The sequence below is a fragment of the Ruegeria arenilitoris genome, from assembly GCF_013031355.1.
Lineage (GTDB): Bacteria > Pseudomonadota > Alphaproteobacteria > Rhodobacterales > Rhodobacteraceae > Ruegeria > Ruegeria arenilitoris_C.
Window position 1 is genome coordinate 21,724 of sequence record NZ_WPZO01000016.1, and the last position, 22,430, is coordinate 44,153.

21 protein-coding genes are annotated in these 22,430 nt (G+C 59.8%); 6 read left to right on the forward strand and 15 right to left on the reverse strand.

What is annotated here, in order from left to right; genetic code table 11:
- The 4 genes from GOX63_RS22540 to GOX63_RS22555 form a co-directional block, all read right to left on the reverse strand.
- On the reverse strand, positions 1–2,178 hold the full coding sequence (locus GOX63_RS22540; RefSeq protein ID WP_170547275.1) for a heavy metal translocating P-type ATPase: 2,178 nt from the start codon (positions 2,176–2,178) through the stop codon (positions 1–3).
- A 4-nt stretch (positions 2,179–2,182) separates the two neighbouring features.
- A complete protein-coding gene (locus tag GOX63_RS22545) occupies positions 2,183–2,641 on the reverse strand; it encodes a FixH family protein (RefSeq protein ID WP_170328803.1) in 459 nt (152 codons plus the stop codon).
- Position 2,642: 1 nt separating this feature from the next.
- Positions 2,643–4,070: a cytochrome c oxidase accessory protein CcoG gene (gene ccoG, locus GOX63_RS22550; protein WP_170328805.1), complete on the reverse strand. Its 1,428-nt coding sequence runs from the start codon at positions 4,068–4,070 to the stop codon at positions 2,643–2,645.
- Between the two features lie 101 nt (positions 4,071–4,171).
- Positions 4,172–5,047, reverse strand: a complete 876-nt coding sequence (locus GOX63_RS22555; protein WP_170547278.1) for a LysR family transcriptional regulator — start codon at positions 5,045–5,047, stop codon at positions 4,172–4,174.
- A gap of 100 nt (positions 5,048–5,147) precedes the next feature.
- On the opposite strand from GOX63_RS22555, the gene GOX63_RS22560 reads away from it, so the two are divergent.
- A complete protein-coding gene (locus GOX63_RS22560) occupies positions 5,148–5,285 on the forward strand; it encodes a hypothetical protein (RefSeq protein WP_170547280.1) in 138 nt (45 codons plus the stop codon).
- Positions 5,286–5,422: 137 nt separating this feature from the next.
- Here GOX63_RS22560 and ccoP read toward each other — a convergent pair whose 3' ends face one another.
- From ccoP to ccoN, 4 genes are read right to left on the reverse strand one after another with little or no spacing between them, the layout of a single operon-like run.
- Positions 5,423–6,286, reverse strand: a complete 864-nt coding sequence (gene ccoP, locus GOX63_RS22565) for a cytochrome-c oxidase, cbb3-type subunit III (protein WP_170328810.1) — start codon at positions 6,284–6,286, stop codon at positions 5,423–5,425.
- Positions 6,283–6,468, reverse strand: coding sequence for a cbb3-type cytochrome c oxidase subunit 3 (locus tag GOX63_RS22570; protein WP_170328812.1), 186 nt, complete (start codon positions 6,466–6,468; stop codon positions 6,283–6,285). Before GOX63_RS22570 ends, ccoP begins: the two co-directional genes overlap by 4 nt.
- 10 nt (positions 6,469–6,478) lie before the next feature.
- Complete coding sequence (ccoO, locus tag GOX63_RS22575) at positions 6,479–7,207, reverse strand: cytochrome-c oxidase, cbb3-type subunit II (RefSeq protein WP_170328814.1); 729 nt, start codon at positions 7,205–7,207, stop codon at positions 6,479–6,481.
- Positions 7,208–7,221: 14 nt separating this feature from the next.
- Positions 7,222–8,829: a cytochrome-c oxidase, cbb3-type subunit I gene (gene ccoN, locus GOX63_RS22580; RefSeq protein ID WP_170328816.1), complete on the reverse strand. Its 1,608-nt coding sequence runs from the start codon at positions 8,827–8,829 to the stop codon at positions 7,222–7,224.
- Between the two features lie 194 nt (positions 8,830–9,023).
- Between ccoN and GOX63_RS22585 the strand changes: the two genes are divergently transcribed.
- The gene (locus GOX63_RS22585; RefSeq protein WP_170328818.1) at positions 9,024–9,863 is read left to right on the forward strand and encodes a universal stress protein; all 840 of its coding nucleotides are present in this window, start codon (positions 9,024–9,026) and stop codon (positions 9,861–9,863) included.
- Positions 9,864–9,904: 41 nt separating this feature from the next.
- Here the strand turns inward: GOX63_RS22585 and GOX63_RS22590 are convergent, their stop codons facing one another.
- On the reverse strand, positions 9,905–10,156 hold the full coding sequence (locus GOX63_RS22590; RefSeq protein WP_170328820.1) for a GlsB/YeaQ/YmgE family stress response membrane protein: 252 nt from the start codon (positions 10,154–10,156) through the stop codon (positions 9,905–9,907).
- A gap of 74 nt (positions 10,157–10,230) precedes the next feature.
- Positions 10,231–10,974: a transcriptional regulator FnrL gene (gene fnrL / locus GOX63_RS22595; protein WP_170328822.1), complete on the reverse strand. Its 744-nt coding sequence runs from the start codon at positions 10,972–10,974 to the stop codon at positions 10,231–10,233.
- A 61-nt stretch (positions 10,975–11,035) separates the two neighbouring features.
- Between fnrL and hemN the strand changes: the two genes are divergently transcribed.
- The 3 genes from hemN (at position 11,036) to GOX63_RS22610 (ending at position 15,073) form a co-directional block, all read left to right on the forward strand.
- Entirely contained in the window at positions 11,036–12,391 is a 1,356-nt protein-coding gene (hemN, locus tag GOX63_RS22600; RefSeq protein WP_170547283.1) for an oxygen-independent coproporphyrinogen III oxidase, read from the forward strand.
- A 176-nt stretch (positions 12,392–12,567) separates the two neighbouring features.
- Entirely contained in the window at positions 12,568–14,499 is a 1,932-nt protein-coding gene (locus GOX63_RS22605; RefSeq protein ID WP_170328826.1) for an elongation factor G, read from the forward strand.
- Positions 14,500–14,593: 94 nt separating this feature from the next.
- Positions 14,594–15,073: a DUF995 domain-containing protein gene (locus GOX63_RS22610; protein WP_170328828.1), complete on the forward strand. Its 480-nt coding sequence runs from the start codon at positions 14,594–14,596 to the stop codon at positions 15,071–15,073.
- Positions 15,074–15,101: 28 nt separating this feature from the next.
- Here GOX63_RS22610 and GOX63_RS22615 read toward each other — a convergent pair whose 3' ends face one another.
- The 5 genes from GOX63_RS22615 to GOX63_RS22635 form a co-directional block, all read right to left on the reverse strand.
- Entirely contained in the window at positions 15,102–16,679 is a 1,578-nt protein-coding gene (locus GOX63_RS22615; protein ID WP_170328829.1) for an ABC transporter ATP-binding protein, read from the reverse strand.
- Positions 16,676–17,782 carry an ABC transporter permease gene (locus tag GOX63_RS22620; RefSeq protein ID WP_170328832.1) on the reverse strand — a complete coding sequence of 369 codons (1,107 nt, stop codon included), beginning with the start codon at positions 17,780–17,782 and terminating at the stop codon, positions 16,676–16,678. Before GOX63_RS22620 ends, GOX63_RS22615 begins: the two co-directional genes overlap by 4 nt.
- Positions 17,783–18,868 carry a microcin C ABC transporter permease YejB gene (locus GOX63_RS22625; protein ID WP_170328834.1) on the reverse strand — a complete coding sequence of 362 codons (1,086 nt, stop codon included), beginning with the start codon at positions 18,866–18,868 and terminating at the stop codon, positions 17,783–17,785. It lies immediately after the preceding gene.
- 9 nt (positions 18,869–18,877) lie between these two features.
- Positions 18,878–20,791 carry an extracellular solute-binding protein gene (locus GOX63_RS22630; protein WP_170328836.1) on the reverse strand — a complete coding sequence of 638 codons (1,914 nt, stop codon included), beginning with the start codon at positions 20,789–20,791 and terminating at the stop codon, positions 18,878–18,880.
- A 167-nt stretch (positions 20,792–20,958) separates the two neighbouring features.
- Positions 20,959–21,468, reverse strand: coding sequence for a c-type cytochrome (locus GOX63_RS22635; protein ID WP_170328882.1), 510 nt, complete (start codon positions 21,466–21,468; stop codon positions 20,959–20,961).
- Between the two features lie 119 nt (positions 21,469–21,587).
- Here GOX63_RS22635 and GOX63_RS22640 point away from each other — a divergent pair, with 119 nt between their 5' ends.
- A complete protein-coding gene (locus GOX63_RS22640; protein ID WP_170328838.1) occupies positions 21,588–22,421 on the forward strand; it encodes a prephenate dehydratase in 834 nt (277 codons plus the stop codon).
- Positions 22,422–22,430: the final 9 nt, after the last annotated feature.

Sequence of the window (22,430 nt, forward strand, 5' to 3'; positions counted from 1 at the left end):
CTACCTCAGACGCAGGGCGTTCAGCGACACGGTGATGGACGACGTCGACATCGCCAGCGCCGCGATCAGCGGTGTGGCCAGGCCAACCACGGCCAGCGGAACCGCGATGATATTATACACGGTTGCGATGCGGAAGTTTTCACGAATCCGTTTGGTCGCCTTCACCGCCGTATCGCAAGCATCCGCGATCGGGGCAAGATCATTGCCCAGCAGCACGATATCCGACGCCACCCGCGCCGCATCCAGCGCCGAGGCCGGAGAAATCGACACATGCGCCGCAGCCAGCGCTGCCGTGTCATTCAGGCCATCGCCGACCATCAAAACGTGACGGCCCTGATCGCTCAACTCCTGCACGCGCGCCGCCTTGTCCTGCGGCAGGGCCTGTGCAACCCAATTGTCGATCCCCAGTTTTGCAGCCAGCGCCTGAACCGCGCCCTGCGTGTCGCCGGAAATCAGGATGACGTCCTTGCCTGCGTCGCGAAGGGCCTGAACCGCCTCAGCCGCGCCGGGGCGTAGGCTGTCCGTGAACAGGAAGGTTGCGGGGGCTTGCCCACCAACAGACAGCCAGGCCGCCGTCTGGTTACCCTCTTCCGCACCAGTCCATGCGGCGCGACCCAGGCGCACGCGCTGGCCACGCCAGCTGCCTTCGGTGCCATAACCCGGCACCTCGGTGACGTCTTTGAGGGAGGCCGGCTTGATCCCGGCGTCCCGCGCCGCCTTGGTCAGAGCCACCGACAACGGATGCGAGGACGCCTCGGCCAATGCCAGCGCGATCTCGAGGTCCGTGCGGGAATGATCGCCCAGATTGGTCAGTTCGGGCGTACCCGAGGTCAGTGTACCGGTCTTGTCGAAGACGACTGTATCGACCTCGGCCAGACGCTCCAACGCAGTGGCGTGCTTGATCAGCATCCCCTTGCGGAACAGCCGCCCCGAGGCCGCCGTGGTCACCGCAGGCACGGCCAGACCCAACGCACAGGGGCAGGTGATGATCAGAACGGCGGCAGCGATGTTCAACGCGGTGCGGATATCGCCGGAATAGATATACCAGCCCAGAAAGCTGAGCGCCGACAGGATGTGCACGCCGGGCGCATAAAGCTTGGCCGCCTTGTCCGCCAGCGAGGTATAGCGCGACCGCCCCGACTCAGCGATGGCCACCAGATCGGCCATGCGATGCAGCGAAGTATCCTCGCCCACCGCCGTCGCGCGGATGGTCAAGGGGCCGGTCAGGTTGACCTCACCGGCGCTGACGGTCAGGCCAGCCTCAGCAAAGACAGGCAGGGTTTCCCCAGTCAGCAGCGAGCGATCCAGTTCCGACTGGCCCGAGACGATTGCGCCATCCACCGGCATACGGCCACCGGGTCGGACAAGGATCAGGTCACCGACGGCCAGCGTGGCCACGGCGACCTCTTCTTCGGCCCCATCGACCAGCTTGATGGCACGGGGCACTTCAAGCGCCGTCAGTTCCTCGGCCGCAGACCGGGCGGCGGCGCGGGTACGGTAATCCAGATACCGGCCCGCAAGCAGGAAGAAGGTCAGCGTCAGCGCCGCGTCGAAATAGGCGTGCTCACCGCTGAGCGCGGTTTCCCACAGCGACGTCACCAGCGCCAGCACGATGGCCAGCACAATCGGCACGTCCATGTTCAGGCGTTTGACACGCAGCGCGCTCCAGGCGTTGGTAAAGAAGGGCTGCGCGGAAAAGGCAATCGCAGGCAGCGCAATTGCCGCCGAAATCCAGTGGAACATGTCGCGCGTGGCATCCGAGGCCCCTGACCAGACCGAGACCGACAACAGCATCACGTTCATCGAGGCAAACCCGGCAACCGCCAGACGCATCAACAGATCGCGGCCCGCCTTGTCCGCCTGCGTGGCCGACAGGGCACCGGGGTCCAGCTCATGCGCTTCGAAACCCGCGTTCTCCAGCACCGGGATCAGGTCGGCGGCGCGTAGATCGGGTGCCGCTTTGACCATCGCGCGTTTCAGGGTCAGGTTTACCCGCGCGTCTTCCACGCCGGGATGAGCGTTCAGCTCACGTTCGACAGTGGCAATACAGGCCGAGCAGTGAATGCCCGGCAGCGACAGCGCGATCTGCACATCCTGCGGTATGGGCCGCGCCGGTTCCGCCGGGCTGGCAATGCATCCCGGACAGGCCGCCGTGCCGGATGTAAGTTGCGCCGTCATCCGATCACCCCTTCACATACAGCGGCACACGCTGCGCGAACTCGGCACCCGAGCTGTCCTTGGCGACCAGACGGATGTTCCAGTTGCCCTTGCCCAAAGCCGCCGGGGTTGCATAGGCCTGCCCGTCAAAGGTGAAATCGGGCGAAAAGTCCTCTTTCACATGGGTGGCACGGCCAACCACCGCCTGCAATTCCGTCACTTCGACCGGGGCGCCGGTCTTGTCGGTAATGTGCAGGATCAGCAGGCCGCCCGACACCTCGGCGCGGATGTTCCAACCCAGCGCCTGCTGTTCCTGCAGACGCTCGTTGAACTCCTGACTGGCGACATACGAGTTTTTGACCTCGAGCCCCGGAAAGGTTTTCACCGCGCTATAGGCCAACACGAGGTTGACTGCGATGATCACACCAAAGGCGGCCACGAACACCGCCAGGGCGTGCTTTCCGGTAAACTGACGCTCGGCCATCTTAGTTTCCTTGTCCGTTGAACGTGGTGTCCTTGTAAGCCCGTTCACCACTTTCCACATCTTCGACCCAGATACGAACCGGAGTGGACGCCGTAGCCGCAGGTCCGGTGCCTTTCGCCGAAACGATGTAAACGCGGGTCAATTGTGCCGTATCTGCGGTGACATTAACAGTGCTGCCCTCGATCCCTTCGATTTGCAGCTGCAGCGCCGGATCACCGGCCAGCGTCAGCTCGAACGGCCGGTCCTCACCATGTTTGTTGCGCAGGCGCACGTCATAGGTGTTGCGGATGGTGCCGTCAGACAGGGTTACGAAAGTCGGGTTGCGCACCGGTGCCACGGTCAGATCGATATCCGAGCGGATGAACAGCGCAAACAGCAGGCCAAAGCCAACCAGAGACCACAGGGACGTATACATGATCGTCCGCGGCCGCAGGATGTGTTTCCAGACATTCTTGGGCGGATCGCCTGCGCGTTCGCGGGTCTCATCGCTGAGCGCCATGTAGTCGATCAGGCCGCGTGGCTTGCCGATTTTTGCCATCATGTCATCGCAAGCGTCGATGCACAGGGCGCAGGTGATGCATTCCAGCTGCTGACCGTCGCGGATGTCGATCCCTACGGGGCAGACATTCACGCAGGCCATGCAGTCGATGCAATCGCCCAATTCGGAATCCGCTGTCCGCTTGCCCTTGCCGCGCGGCTCACCGCGCCATTCTCGGTAGCCAACGACCAGAGTATCCTCGTCCATCATCGCAGCCTGGATGCGCGGCCATGGGCAGGCATAAATACAAATCTGCTCGCGGGCGAAGCCACCGAACAAAAAGGTCGTGCCGGTCAGAATCAAAATGGTGGTGTAAGCAATCGGATGGGCGTTGCCGGTGACCAGATCGCGCAACAGCGTCGGCGCATCGGCAAAATAAAACACCCAGGCGCCGCCAGTAGCCACGCCGATCAACAGCCAGACGGTCCACTTTGTCAGACGCAGCCGTGCCTTGCGGAAGTCCAGCTTTTCCTGCCGATGCAAACGCAGACGGGCGTTTCTGTCCCCCTCGATCCAGCGTTCGACCAGAATGTAAAGATCGGTCCACACGGTCTGCGGGCAGGCATAGCCGCACCACACACGCCCCAGCGCCGAGGTAAACAGGAACAGCCCGAGGCCCGCCATGATCAGCAGGCCCGCGACAAAGTAGAATTCATGCGGCCAGATCTCGATCCAGAAGAAATAGAACCGCCGGTTCGCCAGATCCAGCAGCACCGCCTGATCCGGCAAGCTGGGGCCGCGGTCCCACCTGATCCAAGGCGTTAGATAGTAAATCCCCAATGTGACCGCGAGTATGATCCATTTCAGGTTTCGAAAAGGACCGGACACGCGCCGGGGAAAAATGGGCTCCCTAGCAGCATAAAGGCTGGGGGCGGGGTCGGAATCGCTCACGAGCTGGCTCCAGATGTGGCTGTTTTTTAGGCGTCTTGTCCCAAATCACAACGGGTCCCACTTTGACATGGGTCAAAAGCGCATCGCACAGACACCTTTTGTCACATGCGACCAGATTGCCGCCTGAGCCAAGCCACAAAAACCTTGACGGCAGGCCGCAGCGGTGCATCGCCGGTTACAATATGATAGCCCCGTTCGCCCGGTTCGCAAAACAGTTCGACAAGGCGGCCCGCCTTTAAGTCCTGTTCAACGAAATGCCGCGCCGTGACAGTCACCCCCTGCCCGGCCCGCAGCCCTTCAAGCACCAGATTGCCCGGCAACATAATGCGCCCGGCACGAGGGCCATGTTCAACGCCATGTTGGGCGAGCCACGAGGTCGCCTCGGTGGTTCCAAGCTCTTCAAGCCAGGGCAGCTGGCTCAGTTCGTCAGGGGTCATCGACGTCCTGCCCTGCAGCAGGGAGGGCGCAGCGACGATCACGATCGGGCTTTGCAGCAATAGTTCCGATTCTAGGCCAGGCCAGTTCCCGTCGCCGTACCGGATCGCTACATCCACCCCGCCCGGGCGCAGGCTGACCAGATCCGGCGAGGGATCTAGCACCAGAGGGATATCGGGGTGTTCAAGCTGAAATGCAGGCAGGCGCGGCATCAGCCACGAGGCCGCAAAAGACGCGGTCAGCGAAATGTGAACTGGACGGTCCTCGGCCAGGTGCATCAGGTCGGCCACCGCATCACCGATGGCACCAAATCCCAGATGCAGGGCACGGGCCAGTTTCTCACCCTCGGGGGTCAGGGTCATGGATTTTCCGCTTCGGTCCAGCAACGCGGCGCCCAGATGCTTCTCCAACGCGCGCAATTGCTGGCTGATGGCAGCGTGACTGACGTTCAGCATTGTACCCGCCTGCACCACATTTCCGGCTTCCGCAAAGGCATTGAAGGCCTTCAGCGACGCAAGCGGCGGCATTTTCAACCAATCCATATGTAAGCCTACCTTACACTTTCACATATCAATTGAGTCGCATTTCCGCGCCCGCAGATCAATCTTGAATACAGTTGGACCCACATTCAGGAGAGATCAGATGCTGTCTATTCTTGCCAGAACTTTCATGGTCGCCACCCAAACCGACCCGCGTGACGAACTGCCAAAGCCAAAGTGGCTTTCTGATGATCACTGGTGGAAGAAAAGCTTGCGCGTCACAGGTTCGTGCTCCAAGTAATAGGTGCACTGGACCGGTACATTTTGGACTACTAGTCTGGAAATGTAGCACCGGCTGTTCAGGAAACGCGCGAACAGATGGAACAGCCGGTGCCTCAACCTTCGGGCGGCGAACCGTCCGAAGGTATTCTTTAAACCTTACTGACCACCACCAAGCTGGTGGACATAGGCGGTGACGGCGCGGATTTGCGCGTCGGTCAGACGATTTTCCCAAGCAGGCATCACACCAAAGCGGCTGTAGGTCACCGTTTCGGTCAGAGCCTCTTCGCTACCGCCATAGAGCCAGATGGCATCGGTCAGGTTCGGCGCGCCCTGGAAGACATCGCCTTTACCGTCTTCGCCGTGACAGGCCGCACAGTTGTCTTCAAAAACAACCTTGCCCGCCTGCGCCGCCGCATCGTCGGTCTGCGCATTGGTCAGCGACATGACATACTGAACCACCTGAGTGATCTCTTCCCCTTCGAGAATTTCGCCAAAGGCCGGCATCTCGGAATAGCGCGCATCGTCGCTTTCCTCGTTCCGGATACCGTGGGCAATGGTGTACTCGATATCTTCGAGCGTACCGCCCCACAGCCAGGCGTCATCCAACAGGTTCGGGAAGCCAGTGGCACCCTGCGCACCCGAGCCGTGACACTGCGCACACCAGGTGCGGAACACAGCGCCGCCCGCGTTCACTGCATATTGCTGCAATTCTGCATCGGCCGAGATTTGTTCCAGCGGCGTTTCAACCAGCTTGGCGTTCCAAGGCGCGTTGGCCTCTTCGAAACTCACCATTTCCTGTTGCACGTCCTCACGCGTGGACCAGCCCAGAACACCGGCTGTCGCAGAATGAACCAATGGCCACGCAGGATACATGATCGTGTAGATCACACCCCAGAAAATAGTGGCGTAGAATGTCCACAGCCACCAGCGGGGCATCGGGTTGTCAAACTCTTCGATGCCGTCCCAGGTATGTCCGGTTGTGTTTGGATCGCCCGGCAGTTTTTCAGATGGTTTGCTCATTGCCGCGCCTCCTCGGATGTGGCGGGTTTGTCTTGATGCCGGAACGGGATGTTGGCGGTGTCCTTGTATTCCTTGCTGGCACCGGGACGGAAAACCCAGATCACGATGCCGACAAAGAAGGCAAACAACAGCAGCAGCATCCAGCTATCCGCGAATTGCCTCAGGAGTGTATATTCTTCCATCACACCCTCCTTAGCGGCTCGCGTCCGGGGTGAAGGTCGAGAAATCGACCAGCGTTCCCAGCATCTGCAAGTAAGCAACCAGCGCGTCCGCTTCGGTCAGTTCGGGCTGACCGTCGAAGTTGCGCACGCTGACCTTGTCGCCATAGCGTTCCAGCAGCCCGTCATAGTCGCTGTCCGGATCGGCCTGCGCACGGAAGTCCGCCTGCGCGTTGGCCAGCATCTCTTCGGTATAGGGCGTGCCCACCAGAGCGTTCGCCGCCATGATGTCGCCGATATACTTGCCATCGATTTTGCGGTGCTCGAGGAAGCCGTATTTCGGCATCACCGATTCCGGCACAACCGACTGCGGATCACGCAGGTGGTCCACATGCCACTGGTCCGAGTAACGGCCGCCCACACGCGCCAGGTCAGGACCGGTACGTTTGGAACCCCACTGGAACGGGTGGTCATACATCGACTCAGCCGCCAGTGAGTAGTGGCCATAGCGTTCGACCTCATCCCGCATGGGGCGGATCATCTGGCTGTGGCAGACATAGCAGCCTTCGCGGATGTAAATCTCACGTCCCGCCATTTCAAGAGGGGTGTAAGGGCGCATGCCCTCCACCTTCTCGATGGTGTTCTCAAGGTAGAACAGCGGGGTGATCTGAACCAGGCCACCGATGGTCACGACCAGAAAGCTGAAGATCAGCAGGAGGGTCGCGTTGGTCTCGAGGATCTTATGTTTGTCGAGAATTGCCATTGCTCCGGCCCTCCTTATTCAGCCGGGACCGCGACGGTCAGGCTGGCCTCTTTGGCCGGTGCCTTCCGCACAGTCATCCACAGGTTGTAGCACATGATCACAGCGCCAGCGACGAACAGAACGCCACCCAGAGCACGCACCACATACATCGGGAACTTGGCCGCCACGGTGTCAGCGAACGAGTTCACCAGGAAGCCATTGGCATCCACTTCACGCCACATCAGGCCTTCCATGATACCGGTCACCCACATCGACGCAGCGTAGAGCACGATGCCGATGGTGGCGAGCCAGAAGTGCCAGCTGACCATCTGCAGCGAGTACAGACGCTCACGCTTCCACAGGACAGGTACCAGGAAGTACAGAGCACCAAAGGTGATCATGCCGTTCCAACCCAGCGCGCCCGAGTGCACGTGACCAATGGTCCAGTCGGTGTAGTGGCTGAGCGAGTTCACAGCGCGGATCGACATCATCGGACCTTCAAAGGTGGACATGCCGTAGAAGCCGACCGAGATCACCATCATCCGGATCACGGGGTCGGTGCGCAGCTTGTCCCAAGCGCCCGACAGGGTCATCAGACCGTTGATCATGCCACCCCAGGACGGCATCCACAGGATCACCGAGAACACCATGCCCAGCGTCGAGGCCCAGTCAGGCAGCGCGGTATAGTGCAGGTGGTGCGGACCGGCCCAGATGTACAGGAAGATCAGCGCCCAGAAGTGGATGATCGACAGCTTGTACGAGAACACCGGACGGTCGGCCTGTTTCGGGATGAAATAGTACATCATGCCCAGGAAGCCCGCGGTCAGGAAGAAGCCCACAGCGTTGTGGCCGTACCACCACTGGATCATGGCGTCCTGTACGCCCGACCAGACGATGACCGATTTCGAACCCCAGACGCTGACAGGGATGGTCATGTTGTTGACCAGGTGCAGCATCGCAACGGTGACGATGAAGGCCAGATAGAACCAGTTGGCTACATAGATATGGGGTTCTTTCCGTTTGATGACGGTTCCCAGGTAAACGGCCAGATAAGCGACCCAGACAATGGTCAGCCACAGGTCAACATACCATTCGGGCTCGGCGTATTCTTTGGATTGGGTTCCGCCCAGCACGTAGCCGGTCGCGGCCAACACGATGAACAGCTGGTAGCCCCAGAACACGAACCACGCCAGGTTGCCGCCCCACAGACGTGCGGCGCTGGTACGCTGCACGACATAGAACGAGGTCGCGATCAGCGCGTTGCCACCAAATGCAAAAATCACCGCCGAGGTGTGCAGCGGGCGCAAGCGGCCAAAATTCAGATAACCCTGCGCCCATTCGAAGTTCAGCGCCGGAAAGGCCAGCTGGAACGCAATAAAGGTTCCCGCCAGGAACCCGACCACGCCCCAAAGGGCGGTTGCGATCACGCCGTAACGGATGACGCCGTCCATATATTCGCCCGAGCGATCTACGAGAATATCTGGCTCATCGGTATTTCTAAGCGTCCAGATGAACAAACCAACGGCGATCACCATCACCAGAATTGCGTGCACCTGATACGCCAAATCGCGTGCATAATTGGTTCCGATCGCCGCGAATATCGCGATCAGACCAAGCACGATCAGCTTGATGTAATTTGACATATTGCGTCCCTTTGCCATGCCCCGCGCGATTCTTTATGTGTCACAGGGCTTATTTGACTGGCTGCTGTTTTGTCGGACAGAGGCCAGAACTGCTTTGATCTGTGTCAAGACAATAGCCTGTTTTCTGTGACAATCGTAATATTGCAGCTGGGTCATCAGGCCGCAGCAAGTCGCTCTGCAGGCACGAGGTCAAAATGGCTTACAAATCTCTTCTCACCGTCATGACGGACACAAGCCAGAGCGATCCGGCTCTGGCCCAAATGGCTGCGCTGGCATCAGCGCAGGACGCGCATATCGAGGCGCTTTGTCTGGGCGTCGACCGCAGCCAGACAGGGTATTATTACGCCGGTGCCAACGCCCTGATTCTTCAGGAAACGCTGAACCGCGCCAATGCCGAAGCCGAGGAAATCCTGACCTACGCCAAAACCTACCTAGGCAAGACCGACACCCGCTGGTCTGCCGAAAGCGGTGTGGCGCAGATCTCGGACATCGGCCGCCATGTCGCCCATCGCGCGCGGTTTTCCGATCTGGTCATCCTGCCGCAACCCTATGGAGAAGATCGCGGCGCCGAGGCCGAACCCATAGTCGAAGCCGCGATGTTCGAGGGTCACGCGCCGGTTCTGATCACGCCGCAGAACTCCGCACCGTTTGCGCGGCCCGGCACGATCCTGATCGGCTGGAACGAAAGCGTCGAGGCCATGCGCGCCATTCGCCGCGCCCTGCCCTTCCTGATCGCGGCCGATCTGGTACGCATCGTCGTCATCGACCCGCCGCGCCACGGGCCTGACCGGTCGGACCCCGGCGGACTGCTGTCGCAAATGCTGGCCCGTCACGGGGTTAAATGCGAGATTGACGTGCTGAGCAAGACCATGACCCGCGTGTCGGACATCCTGAACCGGCACGCCGCAGATACCGAAGCGGACATGATCGTGATGGGGGCCTATGGCCATTCGCGGTTCCGCGAAGCCATTCTGGGTGGTGCGACCCGAAACATGCTGGAACAAGCTTCTGTTCCGGTGTTTCTGGCCCACTAAAGCAAAGATGATCGCAAAAGCCGCCCCAAGGGGCGGCTTTTCTATCTTTTAACCAATCCGATCAGGAACAGCAGGATCACTGCGCCGATCGTGGCGAAGAAGATGGAGGAGAAGATGCCGCCTCCGACAGCGAAACCCAGCGCGGGAAAGATCAATCCGGCCAGGAATGCACCAACGATGCCGACAATAATGTTGCCGATCAGGCCAAAGCCGCGGCCTTCCATGATCTTGCCCGACAGCCACCCGGCGACAGCGCCGATGAACAGCATCGCCAGAATGCTACTGAATTCCATGATTTTCTCCCGAGGATTGCTTCCTTCGGGCCAAGTTAAACACGGCGCGCAACCTCAGTCACGCCGCAAGCGCGTCAGACCAGAAACCCGCCGTCCGAGTCGTCGCCCGCCTCTTCCATCAGGCGCCCCATATCCGGGATCGTGACATGGCGCTTGCCTTCCAACAGAATGACCTGTTCCTTTTTCAGGGCCGAGATCTGACGGCTGACCGTTTCCAGTGTCAGGCCAAGGTAGTCCGCCATCGCCTCGCGGGTCAGGGGCAGGTCGAACACGATCGGGCCGGAATTGCCCTTCTGGTGGATCGAGGCATCGCGGCGGGCGATGATCGACAGCAGGCTGGCGATCTTCTCACGTGCGGTCTTGCGCCCCAGCACCAACATCCACTCGCGCGCTGCGTCCAGCTCGTCCAGCGTCATCTGCAGCAGACGATGCGCGATATGCGGCGTTGCGCTCATCAGGTCTTCGAACGGCTTCTTGCGAAAGCAGCACATGACCAGATCGGTTGTCGCCTGCACGTCATAGGGCGCAGAATCACGCCCCGGCCGACCGACAAAGTCGCTGGGCAGCAAAAGGCCGACCATTTGTGTGCGCCCGTCCTCCATCGTCTGTGTCAGTGATGCGATACCGGACACGACAGAGCCGACAAAGTTCATCTGATCCCCGGACCAGATGATGGTCTGACCTGCTTCGAAACTGCGGTAATATTTAATGCCTTCAAGCTCTTCCAGCTCATTCGCATCGCAATGCGCGCACACTGCGCGATGCCGGATTGGGCAGTCTCCACAGTTCGTATGGTCGATCTTGAATATCGGTGTCATGCGCGTTTCCACTTGATCTCGGTCAAAGCATATGGCCGGGCCGTCCCTTAAACGTATCGCCATGATAGTGAAACCACAATTGGCAAAGCTTGGACTTTTTGACGCGAAAGTACCGCGTTACACAAGCTACCCCACCGCTCCCCACTTCAGCAATGATGTGGGGTCAAGTCTTTATAGCGACTGGATTTCCGGCCTCAAGCCTGGAAGTTCCGTATCGCTGTATATCCATGTCCCCTTCTGCCGCAGGCTGTGCTGGTTCTGTGCCTGTCGGACGCAAGGCACGCAGACAGACAACCCGGTCATCGCCTATGTCGACGTGCTGAAGGCCGAGCTGGACCTGCTGGCCGAGCGTCTGCCCGAGGGGATCACCCTGTCGCGCCTGCATTGGGGTGGCGGCACGCCGACCCTGCTGAACCCGGATTTGATGCGCGATCTGGCGGCCCGGATTCTGGACGTGGTACCGCTGGGACCGAATGCCGAGTTTTCCGTTGAGATCGACCCGAATGAGATCGACGAAGGCCGTCTGGACGCGCTGGCCGAGGCCGGTATGAACCGCGCCTCGATCGGGGTGCAGGATTTCGACGACGAGATTCAAAAGACCATCGGGCGTATCCAAAGCTATGACACCACCCGAGAAGCCGTGGACATGATCCGCGCGCGCGGGATCAACAGCCTGAACGCAGACATCCTGTATGGCCTGCCGCATCAGACCAAGACCCGGATGACGGAAAGCGTGCAGAAACTGCTGTCGCTCAGCCCGGACCGGGTGGCACTCTATGGCTATGCGCACGTACCGTGGATGGCCAAGCGGCAACAGCTGATTCCCTCGGACGCTCTGCCCACCCCCGAAGAGCGGCTGGACCTGTTCGACACCGCCCGCCGTCTGTTCATGTGGGACAATTACGCAGAAATCGGCATCGACCACTTTGCAACGCAGGACGATGGCCTGACCCATGCGTTGAATGCCGGGCGGCTCAAGCGGAACTTCCAGGGCTATACCGACGATCAGGCCGAGGTTCTGATCGGTGTCGGCGCCAGCTCGATCTCGCGCTTCCCGCAGGGCTATGCTCAGAACGCGCCCGCGACGTCCGCCCATACCAAGGCGATCCGCGAAGGACGATTCTCGACTTCGCGCGGGCACCTATTCAAAGGGCAGGACATCTTGCGTTCGCGGCTGATCGAGGCGCTGATGTGCGATTTCCAGATCGACAGCGCCGAGATTCTGCGTGACCACGACATCACCGCCGACGAACTGCAGCGCATGTATCACGACGCCAACAGCGCCTTTGACGGGTTGCTGCGCATTAACGAGGACGGATTGTTCATCCCGCCCGAGGCGCGCCCGCTGACCCGCATGATCGCCCGCAGCTTTGACGCCTATGATCTAAGTAAAGCCGGCCACAGCTCAGCAATCTGACCCGACAAGAGGTCAGGACTTGACGCGAAGGGTCGGTTTTTCACACACTTGCAGGGCGGGCGAACGTCTCGCCCGCACCTGAGGCAGGCCGAGTAACAGACAATTGCGCTGACGCATCCGCGTGAGGCTACCTTTTTCGTGCAGTCGTTCTGCAATTTGAAAGAGGGACAGCACCTATGCGCGTTTTCACCGTCCTCGGCCCCAGCCAATCGGGCAAAACCACTCTGGTCGAGGCCATCAGCCGCCTCGACGACCGGCCCACAACCTTCGACGTATCCGGAACCGTGCATTTGCACGGTTTTTCTTACTTGGACGAGCCTTGGTGCGCGATCGATGTGGATGGCGGCGGCGACAATCTGGCCTATGTCGGCCCGGCCATGGCCATCTCGGACGCCGCCGTGGTCGTCGTTCCGCCCGACCCAAACGCGGCGGTCCTGTGCGCCCCCTACCTGCGGCTGGTCGAAGAGGCGGGCATTCCTTGTTTCCTGTTCATCAATCGTATGGACAATCCGAACGGCCGCATCCGCGACATCATCGCGGCGCTGCAGACCTATTGCACCAACCACATCGCCCTGCGTCAGGTGCCGATCCGCGAGGGAGACGCGATCATCGGCGCAGTCGATCTGATCTCGGAGCGGGCATGGAAATATCAGGAGGGGCAGCCCTCGGCCCTGATCGAACTGCCGCAATCGGTCGAAGACCGCGAACAGGAGGCCCGCACCGAGCTTCTGGAAACCCTTTCGGATTTCGATGACCACCTGCTGGAACAACTGATTGAGGACAAGCAGCCCCCCAGCGCCGAGGTTTATGATCTGGCCGCGCAGGTGCTGCAGAACCACCAACTGATCCCGGCCTGTCTGGGCGCGGCCAGCCATGGCAACGGCCTAACCCGCCTGATGAAGGCACTGCGGCATGAGGCTCCAGAATTCGACATTGCGGCCGACCGCGACGAGGCCGCCGAGAATGCCCGCGCCATTGCCGGGTTTGCAGATGTGAAAAAGCATATCGGCAAGATCGTCGTTCTGCGCGGCTTGGGCGAAGGCGTGAAAGCGCATGAGAATCTGGGCGGCGAGACCGTCGGCAACCTGACCACGCTGGACGCAAAGACGCAGATCGCGGATCTGCCTGCCGGACAGATCGGGCTGGCGGTCAAGTCCGACCACCTGAACCCCGGCAACCTCTATGACAGTACCGAGACGACACCACTGCCGGAATGGGCCTCGTCCCATCCCGTGGCCTTCCGCCAAATCGTCTCTCCAGCGCATGAACGCGACGATGTGCGCCTGTCCAACGCGCTGTCCCGCCTAGTCGAGATCGACCCCGGCCTGCATCTGGAGCAGGATGAATTGAGCGGTCACGCGGTTCTGGGCTCGCAAGGGCCGCAGCACATGCGGCGCGTCACCGCCAAGCTGGCCGAGGATTTCGGCATCGAGATCGCTACCGAGCAGGTTGAAACCGCCTATCGCGAGACCATCCGCGCACCCGTCGAACATCGCCACCGTCACCGCAAGCAATCCGGTGGCGCCGGGCAGTTTGCCGATGTGGTAATCTCAGTCGCGCCAATGCCGCGCGGGGCCGGGTTCCAGTTCGAAGAGATCGTCAAGGGCGGTGCAGTGCCCAAGAACTATATCCCTTCGGTCGAACACGGCGCCAAGGACGCGTTGGCGCAAGGGCCGGAGGGTTTCCCGGTGGTCGATGTGAAGGTCACGCTTAGCGATGGCAAGCACCACAACGTGGACAGCTCGGACTATGCCTTCCGCACCGCTGGCAAGAACGCCGTGCGCGAGGCCCTGCCGCAGGCCAAACCCGTGGTCCTACAACCAATCCTGAATGCCGAGATCCACCTGCCTTCGGATTTCGTCGGCGATCTGGTTCCGACCATCAGTTCACTGCAGGGCCAGGTGCTGGGCTTTGAAGGCAACCCCAACGCCTCGGGCTGGGAAATCTTTAACGCCCAGCTTCCCGCCGTGGCCGAGGATGAGCTGCACCGCACCCTCGCCAGCGCCACGCGCGGCACCGGCTGGGTCAAGCTGAGCTTCGATCACTATGAAGAGTTGCGCGGGCCGGTGCCAAAATCGGCATCACGCGAAGCGGCCAACGCACACTGACATTTCCAGAATTCCTCTGATCGGCCCCCGCCGGTCAGAGGGCATCCGGGACCACGTCCCATTTTTTTAAAAAAGTTAGAGAGGAGTCTTTGCTATGGGATATTCAAAAGCCATCCTGAGCACAGCTGCCGCAGTATCCTTAGCACTGTTCGCCAGTGAAGGCCTTGCGAAAGGAAAACCCAAGGGCGCATCGGCAACTGATCCCCAGCAAATTGCACAGTTGTTTTCAGGGAAAACGTCAAACTGGAGCCGGGGCAGCAAATTTTATTGGGCTCCCAACGGTGTCATGCATGGCGTTGGCAAAAATGGCGACTCCATCGGTATCGGTAAGTGGTACGTCACCAACAAGGGAAAACTGTGCAACGAGACGACTTGGTATTGGCCTGAGAACGGTCAAACAAAGTCAGAATTGTACAATGAGTGCTGGGAGTTCGTAACAGCGCCAGACGGAACCATTTGGGAACGTTACCTTCCTGAGAAATCAGACTGGTACAAGCATAAGTACGAAAAACAGGTCAAAGGCGACACCCAAAAAAGAAAATTCAACAAGATCAAAAAAGATCTGGGGCTTTGATCTCTGGCCGGGCGGGTAACAACCCGCCCTACCCCGCCGCCGCAATTAATTCGCGGGTATAGTCTGTCTGGGCGTTTTCGAACAAGTCCTCGGCCGTGCCCATTTCAACCACATCGCCGTTGCGCATCACGATTACCTTGTGAGACATGGCGCGAACGACCTTGAGGTCGTGGCTGATGAACAGATAGGCCAGCCCGTATTTCCGCTGCAGGTCGCGCAGCAGATCAACGATCTGTACCTGTACCGTCATGTCCAGCGCGCTGGTCGGTTCGTCCAGCACCAGCAGTTTGGGCCGCAGCACCATGGCGCGTGCAATCGCGATCCGCTGGCGTTGCCCGCCTGAAAACTCATGCGGGTAACGATCCATCGCGGCCGGATCAAGGCCCACCTCGGTCATCACCTCGGCCACCAGCTCTCGCGGGGCGCGGTGAGGGTCGACGTTGTGGATCGCCAAGCCTTCGGCAATGATCTGCTGGCAGGTCATCCGCGGGCTGAGGCTGCCGAACGGGTCCTGAAACACGATCTGCATATCCTTGCGCAACCGCCGCAGCTGTCGCGTGGACCAGCGGCGCACGTCCTGATCACGGAAGGTGATCCCACCCTCGGACGCGATCAGCCGCATAATCGCCAAAGCCAGCGTGGTCTTGCCGGAGCCGCTTTCACCGACAATACCCAGCGTTTCACCTGCGCGGACGTTCAGTGTGGCGTCGTTAACTGCCTTCACATAGCCCACGGTACGCTTCAGAAATCCGCGCTGGATCGGGAACCAGACCTTCAGGTTGTTCGTCCGGGCGACCTCTTCGGCGTCGGGCGCGACCGGGTCCGGATGGCCCGAGGGCTCGGCCCCCAGCAGCTTGCGCGTATAGGGATGTTGCGGGTTGTCGAAAATCTCGGTGGTCACGCCGGTTTCGACGATCTCACCATCCTTCATCACGCAAACCCGGTCAGCAATGCGCCGCACGATCCCAAGATCGTGGGTGATGAACAGCATCCCCATGTTTTCGGATTTCTGCAGCTCGGCCAGCAGTTCGAGAATCTGCGCCTGAATGGTCACGTCCAGTGCAGTCGTCGGTTCGTCTGCGATCAGAATGTCCGGCTTGTTGGCCAGCGCCATGGCGATCATCACACGCTGCCGCTGCCCACCTGACAGCTGGTGCGGATAGCTGTCCAGCCTTTCGCGCGGATCGCGGATGCCCACCTTGGTCAGCAACTCGACAATTCGTTCCCGCGCCGCATCACCCTTCAGTCCCTGGTGCAGAGCCAACGACTCGGCCATCTGCTTCTGGATCGTGTGCAGCGGGTTCAGCGAGGTCATCGGCTCCTGAAAGATAAAGCTGATATCGTTGCCGCGCACATCCATCAGCTTATCCTGCGAGGCGCCGATCATCTCATCGCCATCGTATTTGACCGAGCCCTCGACAATGGCGCTGTCGCCCAGCAACGACACGGTGGACAGGGCAGTGACGGACTTGCCCGAACCGGACTCGCCCACCAAAGCCACGGTTTCCCCCCGATCCACGGTGAAGGACACCCCCTTGACCGCGGCGCTCACCTGCCCGTCCTGCCGGAACGAGACCTTGAGGTTGTTCACATCCAACAGGCTCATGAGAAGGTCTTTCTGGGATCAAACGCGTCGCGCACACCTTCAAAGATGAAGACAAGCAGTGACAGCATGATGGCAAAGGTGAAAAACGCGGTGAAGGCAAGCCACGGCGCCTGCAGGTTTTGTTTCGCCTGCAAGGTCAGTTCGCCCAGCGACGGGGCAGAGGATGGCAGGCCGAAGCCCAGAAAATCCAATGAGGCCAGACCCGCGATTGTGCCCGTAACGATGAACGGCATGAAAGTCAGCGTGGCCACCATCGCGTTGGGCAGCATGTGGCGGAACATGATGGTCATGTTGCCCACGCCCAGCGCGCGCGCGGCCCGCACATATTCAAGGTTCCGCGCCCGCAGGAACTCGGCCCGTACAACGCCGACCAATCCGGTCCAGCTGAACAGGATCATCAACGCCACAAGCAGCCAGAAACTTCGTCCCAGAATGGCGAACATGATGATGATCACGTAGAGCGAAGGCGTGGCGGACCAGATTTCGATGATGCGCTGGAACACGAGATCCAGCCAACCGCCGAAAAAACCCTGAATGGCGCCCGCAAAGATGCCGATGATACTGGCGGCACCGGTGACCATCAGCGTGAACAGGATCGACAGGCGGAAGCCATAGATGACCCGTGCCAGAACGTCCCGTTTGGTGTCATCCGTACCCAGCAGGTTCTGCCCATTGGGGGGCAAAGGCGCTGCCCCCGGTCGATCCACGCTGGTGTTGAAGGAATACGGGATCAGCGGCCAGATGGCCCAGCCACGTTCAAACCCGTCAGCCTGATAAGTCCCGGCGTTGATCTCATCAATGATGCCTTCGGGGTCGTCGAAACAGTCTTCGATTCCGCCGCTGCCGATCAGGCATTGCACCTCAGGGTCGCGATAAATCGCTTCGGTCTGGAAATCGCCGCCGAACTCGGTCTCCGGGTAGAAATTGAAGATTGGCGTGTAGAACTCGCCCCGGTATTTCACCAGGATCGGTTTGTCATTGGCGATGAACTCGGCGAACAGCGATAGGCCGAACAGCACCGAGAAGATGATCAGCGACCAGAACGCCCGGCCATTGCGGCGGAAGTTGCGCCAGCGGCGCTGGTTGAGTGGGGACAGTGCCATTTACCCCTCCCGCTTTTCGAAATCGATGCGCGGGTCGACCAGCACATACATCAGGTCGCTGATGATGCCGACGACAAGGCTCATCAGACCAAAAATGAACAGCGTTCCGAAGATCACCGGGTAATCCCGCGCCACGGCGGCCTCGAATCCCAGACGGCCCAGACCGTCCAGCGAGAAGATGGTTTCGATGATGATCGAGCCGCTGAAGAACACGCCGATGAACACAGCCGGAAAGCCCGCAATCACGATCAGCATGGCGTTGCGGAAGACGTGGCCATACAGCACCTTGCCCTCACTCAGCCCCTTGGCACGCGCGGTCATGACGTACTGTTTCTTGATCTCATCCAGAAACGAGTTCTTGGTCAGCAGGGTCAGCGTTGCAAAGGCGGAAATTGTCAGGGCAATCACCGGCAGGGTAATGTGCCAGAAATAGTCGGCGATCTTACCAAACAGGCTGAGACTGTCCCAATTGTCCGAGGTCAGCCCCCGCAGCGGGAAAATCTGCCAATAGGAGCCACCTGCGAACAACACCAGCAACAGGATCGCGAACAGGAAGCCGGGGATGGCATAGGCAACGATGATCATACCGCTGGTCCAGGTGTCGAACCGCGATCCATCCTTGACCGCCTTGCGAATGCCCAGCGGGATCGACACCAGGTAGGCGATCAGTGTTGACCACAGGCCCAGCGAGATTGAGACCGGCATCTTTTCCAGCACCAGATCAATCACGCTGATCGAGCGGAAATAGCTCTCACCGAAATCCAGCGTCAGGTAATTGCCCATCATGTCGAGGAACCGCTCAAGCGGCGGTTTGTCGAACCCGAACTCTTTCTCAAGCTCTTCGATGAACTCGGGTGGCAGGCCTCGCGCACCGACATAGCGGTCATTCGCGCCACCGGTCTGTTGTTCGATATCGCTGCCACCGCCGGCGATACCTTCGAACACGTCACCACCGCCCTCCATCTGGGCGATGATCTGTTCAATCGGGCCGCCGGGGACGAACTGAACCAGTGTGAAGTTGACGATCATGATCCCAAGCAGGGTTGGGATGACCAGCAACAGGCGTCTTAGAATATATGCTCCCATGGGGGCGGATTACCTCAACGCGCCCGAGGACTTCAACTCGGCTTCTTTCTCGGCGTTGATCCACCACAGGTCCTGGATGCCCAAGTCATAGGGCGGCAGGTTTTCCGGGTATTCGTACATATCCCAATAGGCGACCCAGTATTTGCCCAGATACCATGTCGGAACCATGATCCGCTTTGCACGCAGCACGCGGTCCAGCGCGCGGACATTGGCGAAAAGCTCCTCGCTTTCAGTTGCGGCGACGATGTTGTCGATCAGAGGTTCAATATCGGGGCCATGCGCGCCCGACGGGTTGAACACGGAGTACGAGGCCGCCTCGGTCCCGAATTGCTGATAAAGGCCAGTCGAAGGCTGCAGCGACGTGGGATATCCGCCAACGATCATGTCAAAATCCCGGTCCCTGCGGCGCAGAGTGAACTGGGCGTTGTCGACGCGATTGTATTTCGCATCAACACCCATGGCGCGCAGGTTGTCGACGAAAGGCTGGATGATCCGGTCCAGGGTCGGCTGATCCGACAGGAATTCAATCGACAGCACCTCGCCATTTGCGTTGCGGCGGATGCCGTCGTCGCCGACCAGCCAACCGGCTTCGTCCAACAGTTTCATCGCCGCGCGTAGGTTGCGGCGGTCATTCTGGCGGGCCGGGCGGGATTCATGCGCCGTGACCGGTTCCTCGGTCAGAACCGCCGGGTCCACTGCGTCACCAAGGGCCTGCAACACCTCAAGCTCGCGCCCTTCGGGCAGACCGGTGGCTTCCAGATGCGTGCCTTCCCAGAACGAGCTGCGCTGCTGAAACAGCCCGTATTGCAGGCTTTCATTGGTCCATTCGAAGTTATAGGCAAGCTGAACAGCCTCGCGCACACGGGGGTCTTGAAACTGCGGGCGGTCGAGGTTCATGACAAAGCCCGAGGCCGTCGGCACGTTACCATCCTCAAGTTCGGCCCGAACCACAGAGCCATTTGCGATCGCGGGAAAATCGTATGCGGTCGCCCAGCTTTTCGAGTTGTTCTCCTGCCGCAGTGTGAACGTGCCGGCCTTGAACCCCTCCATCGCGGCAATCGAGTCGCTGAAATACTCGATACGGATGCTGTCGTAATTGTTGCGGCCTACGTTTACGTTCACATCATCGCCCCAATAGTCGGGGTTGCGCTTGTAAACGATGCGCCGGTTGATGTCGTAACTGTCCAGAAGATACGGAGCCGAACCAATGCCCGGTACCAGACGGGATTTGTCCAGGCGGCGGTTTTCCGGGTCCGCTTCGAACCAAGCTTTGGAAAATACCGGCGTACCGCCCACCTGCGAAATCAACGCCCGACGTGGGATATCCGGCGCGAAATAGAATTTGACCCGGTGTTCATCCAATGCCTCGGCACGTGGAATGCGCTTGCGCACCGCATCCGCGTAGGACTTCAACCCCTGGTCCAGCAGCAGGTTATGAGAGAACACGACATCTTCGGCGGTCACGGGCGTGCCATCGGAAAACCGCGCCTCGGGGCGCATGTTGAAGATCACCCAATCCTGACTTTCCGGGTACTCCAGACTTTCCGCAAGAAGGCCGTAGTAGGACGCGGGCTCATCATAAGACGGATACAACAGGGATTCGTACTGATCCGCCGACCGTGCTCCGGCGCGACCCTGCCGCGTGAACGGGTTGAAACTGTCGAACGTACCCTGCGCGGCATAGGACAGCTCTCCACCCCGCGGCGCGTTCGGGTTCACATAGTCGAAATGGGCAAAGCCTTCGGGGTATTTCAGATCACCAAATTCCGAGAAACCGTGGCTTTTGATGATCTTTTCTTCGGCAAACAGCTGCGTCGCTGCCAGCAGGACCAGAAACAGCCCCAGCATTGACGTATATGCCCAGCCCCTGAAATCCAATGCGCGCGCCTGTACGGTAGTTTTGCCGGATCTCATATTGCTCATCCCCTGCTTGGCCTCTGCCTTTAATCTTTTGCGTGCCAGCTAAATGACCAGCACTGTCAGGTTCAAGTTTAGAATGCGTGAACGCTTTGTGAAGATGTTGTTAGGCAAAAAAATAAAGCCGCTGCACGGGGCAGCGGCTTTGAAATTCAGTGCGGTTGATCACAGGATCAGTTGCCGATGGTCTGCAGGTAAGCAATCAGGTCGGCGCGCTCCTGCGGCTTTTTCAAACCGGCAAAGCTCATGGAAGTGCCCGAGATATAGGCGCTGGGGCGGGTCAGGAAGGCATCCAGCGCTTCGGGTGTCCAGTTGCCGCCATGGGCCTGCATTGATGCCGAGTAGCCTGTGAAGCCTTTGGCCGAAGCGACCGGACGGTCCACAATGCCGTACAGATACGGGCCGGTACCATTCGCGCCATCTTCCAGCTTGTGACAGGCGGTGCATTTACGGAAGACGCGCGCGCCCTTGTCCGGATCGGCGGCGGCCAGCATGTCTTCAAAGACTACTTCTTCACCGTCCGCGCTTTCACCAGAGCTTTCGGTTTCGATAATGTAAGAGGCCGTCTCACCATGCCCATCGGCATGGTACAGTGCCTCGGCGCCCCATTTGGCCAGAAGCAGCACCAAGAAGGTGCCAAACAGGCCTGCGGCGGCCTTGGTAACTGTCATCGTGTCGAACATTGATCGCGAGTCCATTTCAGCTGTCTGCGGGGTGTCTAAGGCTTCCCCTCGCAAGAGGCAAGGTATAGACACCGCGACTAAACGCCCAATTCTAGAACTTGTTGCACGGAATCGATCAAATGACCAATCGTATCGCATTTCAGGGGGAACCCGGTGCCTATAGCCACGAGGCCTGCCGCAATGCGCGCCCCGATATGGAGGCCCTGCCCTGCCGCACATTCGAAGACGTGATCGAATCGGTTCGCTCGGGCGAAGCGGATCTGGCGATGCTGCCGGTCGAGAACACAACCTATGGCCGGGTGGCCGATATTCACCGGCTGCTGCCGCACAGCGGGCTGCATATCATCGACGAGGCCTTCGTGCGCGTGCATATCAACCTGCTGGCTGTGCCCGGTGCAACTCTGGCCGATATCACCGAGGCGCATTCGCATCTGGTCCTGCTGCCGCAATGCGCCGGGTTCCTGAACGAACACAACATCCGTGGTCGGGTCAGCCCCGACAACGCGCGCGCCGCGCGTGAGGTGTCAGAGCAGGGCGATCTGCACTCGGCGGCGCTGGCCAGCGAACTGGCCGGCGAAATCTATGGGTTGAACGTACTGGCGCGCCACATCGAGGATCAGGACAACAACACCACCCGCTTTCTTGTCATGTCCCGGCAGGCGGACCTGTCCCGGCGTGGACCCTATGGTATGATCACCAGCTTCGTCTTTCAGGTGCGCAACATTCCGGCGGCGCTGTACAAGGCGCTGGGGGGCTTTGCCACAAACGGGATCAACATGACTAAGCTGGAAAGCTACATGGTCGATGGTTCGTTCACTGCAACGCAGTTCTATGCCGATATCGTCGGTCACCCTGACGACCACAATGTGCAACTGGCCATGGACGAGCTGGAGCACTTCACCACCAATGTCGAAGTGCTGGGTGTTTATCCCGCAGCCCACCCGCGCGGCTGATCGCCCGGG